This window comes from Burkholderia sp. KCJ3K979, from assembly GCF_016759955.1.
Classification (GTDB): domain Bacteria; phylum Pseudomonadota; class Gammaproteobacteria; order Burkholderiales; family Burkholderiaceae; genus Burkholderia; species Burkholderia orbicola.
The window spans coordinates 1-9,303 of record NZ_JACFYV010000246.1 but is presented as its reverse complement, the minus strand read 5'-3'; the positions used below and the strand labels follow the sequence as shown (position 1 = coordinate 9,303).

At 69.6% G+C, this 9,303-nt stretch carries 8 protein-coding genes; 3 read left to right on the top strand and 5 right to left on the bottom strand.

Going from position 1 to position 9,303, the window contains the following annotated elements; genetic code table 11:
* Both H3O04_RS31025 and H3O04_RS31020 read left to right on the top strand, forming a co-directional pair.
* Nucleotides 1–142, top strand: a 142-nt coding sequence (locus H3O04_RS31025) for a DUF1737 domain-containing protein (RefSeq protein ID WP_202589138.1), incomplete at its 5' end; no start/stop codon positions are given.
* Nucleotides 143–262: 120 nt separating this feature from the next.
* The gene (locus H3O04_RS31020) at nt 263–418 is read left to right on the top strand and encodes a DUF3309 family protein (protein ID WP_006483086.1); all 156 of its coding nucleotides are present in this window, start codon (nt 263–265) and stop codon (nt 416–418) included.
* A gap of 125 nt (nt 419–543) precedes the next feature.
* Here the strand turns inward: H3O04_RS31020 and H3O04_RS31015 are convergent, their stop codons facing one another.
* The 3 genes from H3O04_RS31015 to H3O04_RS31005 all read right to left on the bottom strand — a co-directional run bounded on the left by H3O04_RS31015 (nt 544) and on the right by H3O04_RS31005 (nt 3,143).
* On the bottom strand, nt 544–921 hold the full coding sequence (locus H3O04_RS31015) for a BON domain-containing protein (protein ID WP_202589137.1): 378 nt from the start codon (nt 919–921) through the stop codon (nt 544–546).
* 57 nt (nt 922–978) lie between these two features.
* Nucleotides 979–1,968, bottom strand: coding sequence for a LysR family transcriptional regulator (locus tag H3O04_RS31010; protein WP_202589136.1), 990 nt, complete (start codon nt 1,966–1,968; stop codon nt 979–981).
* 137 nt (nt 1,969–2,105) lie between these two features.
* Nucleotides 2,106–3,143, bottom strand: coding sequence for an NAD(P)H-quinone oxidoreductase (locus H3O04_RS31005; RefSeq protein ID WP_202589139.1), 1,038 nt, complete (start codon nt 3,141–3,143; stop codon nt 2,106–2,108).
* A gap of 194 nt (nt 3,144–3,337) precedes the next feature.
* On the opposite strand from H3O04_RS31005, the gene H3O04_RS31000 reads away from it, so the two are divergent.
* Nucleotides 3,338–4,210 (top strand): LysR family transcriptional regulator, encoded by an 873-nt coding sequence (locus tag H3O04_RS31000; RefSeq protein ID WP_234044143.1) that lies wholly within the window; start codon nt 3,338–3,340, stop codon nt 4,208–4,210.
* A 24-nt stretch (nt 4,211–4,234) separates the two neighbouring features.
* Here the strand turns inward: H3O04_RS31000 and H3O04_RS30995 are convergent, their stop codons facing one another.
* A complete protein-coding gene (locus H3O04_RS30995) occupies nt 4,235–7,000 on the bottom strand; it encodes a LuxR C-terminal-related transcriptional regulator (RefSeq protein ID WP_202589135.1) in 2,766 nt (921 codons plus the stop codon).
* 290 nt (nt 7,001–7,290) lie between these two features.
* Nucleotides 7,291–8,958: a fatty acid--CoA ligase gene (locus H3O04_RS30990; protein ID WP_202589134.1), complete on the bottom strand. Its 1,668-nt coding sequence runs from the start codon at nt 8,956–8,958 to the stop codon at nt 7,291–7,293.
* Nucleotides 8,959–9,303 lie beyond the last annotated feature (345 nt).

Genomic DNA, 9,303 nt, shown 5'->3' with positions numbered 1-9,303 from the left:
GTTTTGCCACCGTGTGTCGGATGCGCTGGCGCTCGGCTATCGCCTGTACGGTTCGCCCGCCGCCACCTTCAACGGCGATCACGTCGTCGTCGCTCAGGCCCTGCTCTGGCCGGACACCGCCGGCACGGACGCCGGCGCGTAATCCCGGTCGCCCGCCGCGCACCGTCCGATGCGGCAGCGGCGCCCTACGGAACGATCGTCGCCTCGCGGCACGCGAATTGCGACAGCCGACACCGTGTCGAATAAATCCAGGAGGGATGCGATGCTCGGTACGATCCTCATCATCGTTCTGATTCTGCTGCTCATCGGAGCATTTCCTGCATGGCCGCATAGCCGAAGCTGGGGCTACTGGCCATCGGGGACCGTCGGGCTGATCGTCGTCATTGTCGTGATACTGGTGCTGCTCGGTCGCATCTGACGCCCCTGCCACCGGCGGGACGCGTCGCAGCCGGCACGGGTGCGTGCCTTCCCGAGCCTTCGCCGTGGATTCTTTACACGACGAGACCCGCAAAGACATGCACCCGATGCCGTCAACCCTTTCCGTTACTGGCCACCCTCCAGGCGTAACTGGAGCTTGCTCTTCACCGACGTCACGCCCGGTACCTGGCGGGCCGCGTCCACCGCGGCCCGGTCCTGGGACTCGTCGGCGATCTGCCCGGCCAGTGTCACGTCGCCCGTCTTCGCCTTCGCGAACACGGTGACCTGCGCATTGCCCACGCCGGGCGCCCTCGCGATGGCCTGCCGAACCTTCTTCGCGAATGCGCGGTCGGCCGCGCGTTCGGCCTTCTTCGCCGCTCGGGGCGACGCGGCCGCCGATGCCGCCTGCTCGGCGGGCGCGGTGGGTGCGGCGGACTGCGCGTGACCGGCCGGCGGCGACAACGCAACGAAACCTGCAACGACGATTGCAAAACGGGACTTCATCGGATTCTCCTCGACAGGAACGAACGGGTACAACGGGTACGACGGATGGGCCGGCCGTCAGGCCGTGACGCCGGCCACCGCACGGGGATGGGCACGCTCGCGGCCGCGCGGCGCCGCGAGCGCGTCGAGCGCGCGGGCGTCGGCTTTCAGCGCGGGCGACAACCCCAGGCGCAGATGCTCGACGAAGGTGCGGACCTTCGCGTCCAGGAAGCGACGCGACGCATACATCGCGTACACGTCGAGCATCGTCAACCGGTAGTCCGGCAGCACGCGCACGAGCCGCCCGCTGCGCAGGTCGTCGATCGCCGAATAGATCGCCAGCGAGCCGATGCCCAGCCCCGCGCGCAGCGCGATCGACAGCGCCTCCGGCGCATTCGCGTGGAACGGCGCGGCCGTGACCGCATGCGACGCGGTCTGGCCGCCGGGGCCGTGCAGCAGCCATTCGTCGTTCGCTTCGGCCGGCGTATCGAGGCGCAGGCAGGTATGGCGTGCCAGGTCGACGGGCGCGGACGGCACGCCGTGGCGAGCCAGGTAGGCCGGCGACGCGACCAGCACGCTGAACGACGTGCCGCATGAATGCGCGATGCAGGCGGAATCAGGCAGGCTCGCGGCCGTGACGACCGATACGTCGTAGCCTTCCTCGACGAGATTGGGCATCCGCTGCGAATAGGTCATCTCGATGGCGACTTCGGGAAAGCGCGCCCGATAGGCGACGGCCAACGCGGTCACATGGCTCTGCCCGAGCCCCGGCATCGTATGCACGCGCAAGCGTCCGTACGGGCGAACCAGCGCGTTCCGGGCCTCGGCATTCGCCTGGTCGACATCGCCGAGAATCGATTGCAGGCGCTCGAAATAGCGGCGCCCGCTGTCGGTCAACGCGATTTTCCGGGTGGTCCGGTTCAACAGACGAATCTGCGCATACGCCTCCAGGCTCGCGACGGCCCGCGACACCTGCGCGGTCGCGACATCGGTCTGCTTCGCCACGGCGGAGAAGCTGCCGGCCTGCACGACGCGAACGAACGTCCGCATGTTCTCGAGCATGTCCATTTCGACTCATCGTCCAGTGCGGTGCTGCATCCACGCGACGCGCCGGCGGGGCGCGGCGACGCATTCGGTGCCCCGATTGTCGGGCCATCCCCGCCGCGGCTTCAGCCCCCCGACCGGGGGGCTGAAGCGTCTGCCGATCATGTGGAATGCTTGGCGTTTGCGTCGATGGCAGCTCGAAGCGCACGATCCGCGGCCGGCGTCGCCAGCACGATCTTGCCGATATGTCGTCCCGAATCCATCAGCTCGTGCGCCGCGCGCGCGTCGCGCAAATCGAACAGCCGATAGACCTGCGGCCTGACCGTGCCTTGCCGGATCAGCGGCCACACGGCCTCCTCGAGTTCGCGAATGATCTGCGCCTTCTCCGCGTAAGTACGCGAGCGCAGCGTCGAGCCGATGTGCGTGAGCCGCTTCGTCAGCATCGGAAACAGGTCGAGCTCCTTCGCGGGGCCATTGATCACGCCGATCTGCACGATGCGCCCGTTCATCGCGGCCGTCGCGAAATTGCGCGCGACGTAGTCGCCCGCGATGATGTCGACGATCACGTCGACGCCCTTGCCGCCCGTGAAGCGTGCGACCGCCTCGACGAAATCCTCGCTGCGATAGTCGATCGCGAGATCCGCGCCGAGCCGCATGCTCGCGTCGCGCTGCGCGTCCGACCCGACGGTGGTGATGATCGTCGCCGCGCTGAACGCCTTCGCGAGCATCGTCGCCGTCGTGCCGATGCCCGACGCGCCGCCGTGGATCAGCACGCTTTCACCGGGGGAAAACCGGCCGCGCTGGAACAGGTTCAGCCAGACCGTCATGAAGGTCTCCGGCAGCGCCGCTGCCTCGGCCATCCCGAGGCCGTCGGGAATCGCGAGCGTGTTGCTCTCGTTTGCCACCGCGTATTCCGCATAGCCGCCGCCGGGAATCAGCGCGCAGACGCGATCGCCGACGACGAACCGCGTGACGTCGCGCCCGACCGCGACAATCTCGCCCGCGATCTCGAGGCCCGGAATGTCGGACGCGCCGGGCGGCGGATCGTACAGCCCCTTGCGCTGGAATACGTCCGGGCCGTTGACGCCGGCCGCGTGAATCCGGATCAGCACGTCGCCGGGGCCCGGCACCGGTACGGCGCGGGTCGCCGGCACGAGCACGTCGGGGCCGCCGGGCCGCACGATTTCGATCGCGGTCATGTGGGTGGGCAGGGGGTTCGCGTCATCAATCACGATATGATCCTCAACGTTCGTCGATGCGCGGCCGATTCGCGGGCCATCCCCGAATCGCGGCATCGCCATGTAGGTGAAGCCAGTCTATGGGCGATGCCGCGCGCGGGCACGCAGCGAATTACCGGTCGGGGAATGCAAAAATGCATCAGTCGGGACACACGATGAACTGGGACGACGCGCGCGTCTTTCTCGCGATCCATCGCGAGCGCACGCTGCGCCGCGCGGCGCAGACGCTCGGCGTCGATCAGGCGACGGTCGGGCGGCGGCTCGCGACGCTCGAGCACATGCTCGGCGCGACGCTGTTCCTGCGTTCGTCGAAAGGCTATCTGCCCACGCCGGTCGGCGAACTGGCGCTGCGCGCCGCCGAGGCGATGGAGCAGCACGCGCACGAGCTGGTGCGGCTGACGCAGGGGGTCGACCGGCGGCTCGCCGGGGAGGTGAAGATCACGACGACCGATGCGCTCGCGATCGAGTTCGTGATGCCGTCGATCGCGCGGCTGCACGCGAAACATCCCGACGTCTCCGTCGCGCTGAACACGTCGACCCACATCCTGAATCTCGCGAAACGCGAAGCCGATATCGCCATCCGCACCGTGCGGCCCGAGAACCCCGATCTGGTCGCGCGCCGGCTGGCGTGCTGGGACATGGGCCTGTTCGCGTCGCCCGACTATCTGCACCGGCACGGCGAGCCCGAGCGCGGCCGCGCGTTCGCGGGCCACGACCTCGCCGTCTACCAGCCGTACATCGACGCCAGCCGCAAGCCGACCCTCGCCGGCGAACCGATCGACGGCGGCCGCATCGTCACACGGACGAACTCGAACCTGATGCTGCGCGCGGCGCTGCGTGCGGGCCTCGGCGTCGGCGAGATTCCCGTCCATATGGGCGAGCGCGACGGGCTCGCGCGGATCTGGCCGGATCGCACGCGGGCGTCGCCGTACGAGGTCTGGCTCGTCACGCACCGCGACCTGCGCCACACCGCGCGCATCCGTGCGGCGATCGACGAGATCGTGGCCGCGTTCGCCGCGCACCGCTGACGCGGGCGGCAGCGCGTCAGCCGGTCATTCGTCGTCGCGCCGCACGCGTGACGGATCGAGCGCCAGCCCGCTGCGCACCGCCTGGATGCGCGACGTCACGTTGAGCTTCTCGAAGATGTTCTTCAGGTGCCACTTGATCGTCTCCGGCGCGACGCGCAGCGCGCGGGCGATTTCCTTGTTCGACAGGCCACGCGCGACGTAGTCGAGGATCTCGAGCTCCCGCGCGCTGAGGTTGCCGGTCGCACCCGGCCGCGTGGCCGGTGCCCCGCCCGACGCCCGCTGCGCGTCGAACGCACGGGCAAGGTCGCGCAGATACCACGCGCCGACTGCCGGAAAGCGGTCGGCACGCTTCTGCATGCGCGCCAGCAGGCGCTCGGCCGCCGCGCCTTCGTCGACGAAGGTACGGACGAGTCCGTTGCCCTGGCCGTATTCGAGCGCACGCGCGAACGCCGCGAGCGCCGCGCTCTCGTCGCCCGCGTGATCGAGCGCGATCGCATGCAACACGGCGGCCTGCGCCGCGAACCAGTCGAACCCGCGCGCGGCCAGCACCGCGTGCACGGTCGCCATGCGCTGCGCGGCTTCGTTCGCGCGTGCATCGGCGAGCAGCAGCCTTGCCTGCGCGGATTGCGCCATCTGCCACGTCTCGACGTGGCTCGACGCTTCGTCCGGCGGCACGGGCGACACCAGCGACGCCAGCGCGCGCCCCACACGGTGGGCTTGCGTCGGCTGGCCGGCGTCCAGATGCAGCCGGATACCGGTCGCCATGCACGCGACGCGCAGCCGCAGCCATTGCCGGCTGCACGCGATGCGATCGGCTTCGTCGAGCATGTCGTGCGCACGCGCGTCGTTCCCCGACCGGAAGTGCAGCAGGGCGGCGGTCTGCATGAACCTCAGCAACGGCCCGAGCGAACAGGCCTGCATCGCGATGTCGAAGCGGTCGGCCTGCGCGTCGCGCACCCTCGCCCAGTCGTTCCATTCGTAGTAGATCGCCGACAGATAGCCGGCCGACAGCGCCGTCGCCGCCGACAGGCGACCCGCCGAGCGTTCGGCGGCGCGCAACGCCGTCTCGAACGTCTTCGACGCGTCGTGCAGCCGTCCGGCGACGAACTCGGCCAGGCCCGACATGTTCTGGCGGTACACGTTCGCGTACAGCGGCTCGTGCCCCGATGCCGCGTGTTCCGCGCGCGCGCCGAGATCCCGCACGTCGCCGAGGCGGCCCGCGTAGCCGAGCCCGAAGATCAGCGTCGTCTGCCCGATCTGCTCGACCCACGAACCGGCCGGCGGCGCGGCCGCGAGCACGCGCTCGCCGAGCTGCAGCGATTCGATGCTGTGATCCGACAGCCCGGCGATCAGCGAGCGGACGGCCAGCAGTTCGGTCGCCGTGACGGCATCGGTGTCGAGTCGCCCGGCCGCGATGTCGGCTTCCAGCGCTTCCAGCGCGCGGCGCGCCTCGACCATCTGCATCGACAGCGCGAGCGCCCACGTATGCGCGATCCGCAACCGCAGGCGGCCCGTCAGCGCCTGCGCGGGCAGGCGCGACACCCAGTCGAGCACCGTGCGCACGTCGCTCGACGCGATGAGCTTCATCGCGCACGCCTCGACCCAGCCGGCCGCCGCGTCGAAGTCGCCCGCCGCGAGTGCGTGCCTGACGGCGTCCGGCCATTGCCGCTCGGCCGCGTACCAGGCGCTCGCGCGACGATGCAGCGTGGCCACCGCGCCGGGCTCGCGCAGCGCCAGTTCCTCCCGCAGGTATTGCAGGAACAGCGCGTGATAGCGGTAGCGCCGGCGGTCACCGTCGATCGACCGGATGAACAGGTTGTGCGCATTCAGCCATTCGAGGCAGTCGAGCGCATCGTCGCGGCCGGTCAGCGCATCGCACAGCGCCGGCGTCATCCGGTCCAGCACCGCCGTATGCAGCAGGAAGTGGCGGATCGCGTCCGGCACCTGCGTCATCACGTTCTCGTTCAGGTACGCGGCGATGCCGGCACGCGCGTGGCTGACCTGCTCGGCCACGCGCGCCGCGTCGCTGTCGTCGTGCAGCGCCAGGGCCGCCAGTTGCAGGCCCGACACCCAGCCTTCGGTCGCCGCGCGCAGACGCGCGACGTTGTCCGCATTGAGCGGCTTGCCGGCCACCCGCTCGAAGAACGCACGCGTCTCCGTGTCGTCGAAACGCAGGTCGTGCTCGTCCACCCGCACGAGTTCGTCGCGCGATTCGAAATAGCTGAGCGGCAACGCGGGTACCGAGCGGCACGCCAGCACGACGTGCAGGTTCGACGGCGCGTAGCGCAGCAGGTCGAACATCGCGTCGTGGATGACCGGCGACGCGAGGCGATCGAAGTCGTCGAGCATCAGGAACAGGTCGACGCCCGCGCTGTCCAGTTCGTTGAGCAGTTCGTCGAAGACGGTCTTCAGCGGAATCAGCGCGCGATCGCGCAACAACTGCTGCGCGCGGGCGCCGACGCCGCCGGTTGCGTCGACGATCGCGGCGACCACGTAGGACGCGAAGATCGACGCGTTGTCGTCGTCCTGGTCGAGACTCACCCACGCGACCTTCACGCCCGACGCCACCAGCGCATGGCGCCATTCGGCCAGCAGCGTGGTCTTGCCGTAACCGGCCGGCGCGCTCACGAGCGTCAGCCGACGGTCGAGGCCGCGCCTGAGCCGGCCGAGCCGCGCGATGCGCGCCACGATGCCGCGGGCCGACGCCGGCGCCAGCTTGGTGCGCACCAGCACTTCGATCGCATCGGTGTCCGGCGGGCGAGCCGGTTGTCTGCTGTCCGTCGGCGCCATGCTGTTCCTGTTCTCCTCGCGGTGATCGCGTGTCCGCCGGCACGGCAAGCGAAGCCGCCGACCGGGCCGGTCTCGCCGTGCGCCGAAAACAGCATAACGATTCGACGCCGGCCGTCAAAAGTAGGTGATGTCCGTACCGGCGTGGGCACGCGCAGCGCGTATCGGTCCGCGACACGGGACCCGCATTGTTCTCGAACCGGCGCGCGATGTTCAGCCCCCCATTCGGGGGGTTACCCCGGGCGGGGAGCCGCGTGGCCCTGGCCGCCAGCGTCTGGGCTGCCGGGCACTCGTCAGTCGGGCTGGTAGCGCTCGCGCAACGCGCGCTTGTTGATCTTCCCGACGCTCGTCTTCTCGATCGCGTCGACGATCAGCAGCCGCTCCGGCACCGCATAGCGCGAGATCAGCCCGCGGTCGGCCACTTGCTTCACATGCGCTTTCAATTCCTCCGGCTCGACGCGACCGACCTGCTCGTCGGTCAGCACGACCAGCGCGAGCGGACGCTCGCCCCAGCGCGCATCCTTCACGCCGATCACCGCCGATTCGCGCACGGCCGGATGACGCGACAGGATGCTCTCCAGTTCGAGCGACGAGACCCATTCCCCGCCCGTCTTGATCACGTCCTTGATGCGGTCGGTGATCTGCAGCCGGCCGTCGGGATCGATCACGCCGATGTCGTTCGTATGCAGATAGCCGCCGGCCCACAGCGCGGCCGACGCCGGCGCATCGCCCAGATAGCCTTGCGTCGCCCACGGCGTCCGCACGACGACCTCGCCCGCCGAGCGGCCGTCGTGCGGCACGTCGCGAAACTGCGCATCGACGATGCGCAGGTCGACGAGCGGCAGCGGCAGCCCCGCCTTGGTCCGGCGCGCGATGTCGTTGTCGGCCGATGCGCCGCCGGCCGCGCGCGGCGGGTCGATCTGCGCGATGGTCATCAGCGGGCAGGTTTCCGACATCCCGTACCCGGTGTAGACCTCGATCCCGCGCGCGAGCGCCGCCCGCGCCAGCCCGTCGGACAGCGGCGAGCCGCCGACGATCACCTTCCACGCCGACAGGTCGGCCGCCGCCGACGCCGGGCTGTCGAGAATCATCGCGAGCAGCGTCGGCACGCAATGCGAGAACGTCACCGCTTCGCGCGCGATCAGCGCGACCAATCCGTCCGGCGAATAACGGCCCGGATAGACCTGCTTGAGCCCGAGCGCGGTCGCGATGTACGGCATTCCCCAGGCGTGCACATGGAACATCGGCGTGATCGGCATGTAGACGTCGTCGCGATGCACGCGGCCGCGATCGCGCGCGCTCGACAACGCCGCCATGCCCGCGAGCGTGTGCAGCACGAGCTGCCGATGGGTGAACGCCACCGCCTTCGGCAGGCCGGTGGTGCCGGTCGTGTAGAACGTCGTCGCGCGGGTCTGCTCGTCGAAATCGGGGAACGCGAAATCCGGCGAACCGGCCGCGACGAGCGCCTCGTATTCGTCGGTGAAACCGTCCGGCAACCCGGTTTCGTCGCCGTCGGCGATCAGCACGACGTGCCGCACGGTGTCGAGCCGGTCGCGCATGCCCGCCCACAACGGCAGGAAGTCGCGGTGAACCAGCACGATGCATGCGCCCGAATGGTTGAGCGTATACAGCAACTGGTCCGGCGACAGCCGGACATTGGCGGTCATCAGCACCGCGCCCATCATCGGGATCGCGTGGTAGCACTCCAGGTAGCGATGGCTGTCCCAGTCCAGCACGGCGACGACGTCGCCCGCGCCGACACCGATCGACGACAGTCCGCTCGCGAGTTGCCCGATGCGATGCCGGAACGCCCAGTAATCATGCCGAACCCGGTCGCCGTACACGATTTCCTGCTCGGGCCGCGTCGCCAGCGGCGCATGAAGCAACTGCTTGATCAGCAGCGGATACGCATGGCCAGACGGTGCCGGTTCGTCTTGCGGGTACGGGTATGACGAATGCATGAAGGTCTCCATGGGCGACCGGTCGGGTCGTCGAGCGTGCGGCCACGATACCGGACCGGCCGGCTTTCGCGTCCCCCCTGTCCGGGGGGAGCGAGCCCCCGTCGAAACCGGCGACGAGCCGTCCGGACGCGTATCACGGCGATGGATACGGGATACCCACCCGTTCGGGGAGGCGTTCGCCGCGGAACGGCGTTGTAGGATTCATCGCAGCACGTATCGTCCCTGCGAGATACCCGTCCGCACGACCGGGACATGACCGGAACGCCAGGTCGCCGCCGCGGAATCGCCGCGACGACTCACGCAGGCGCCCACCGGCCACGCCCGCCCCATCCGAACCCATCCCCC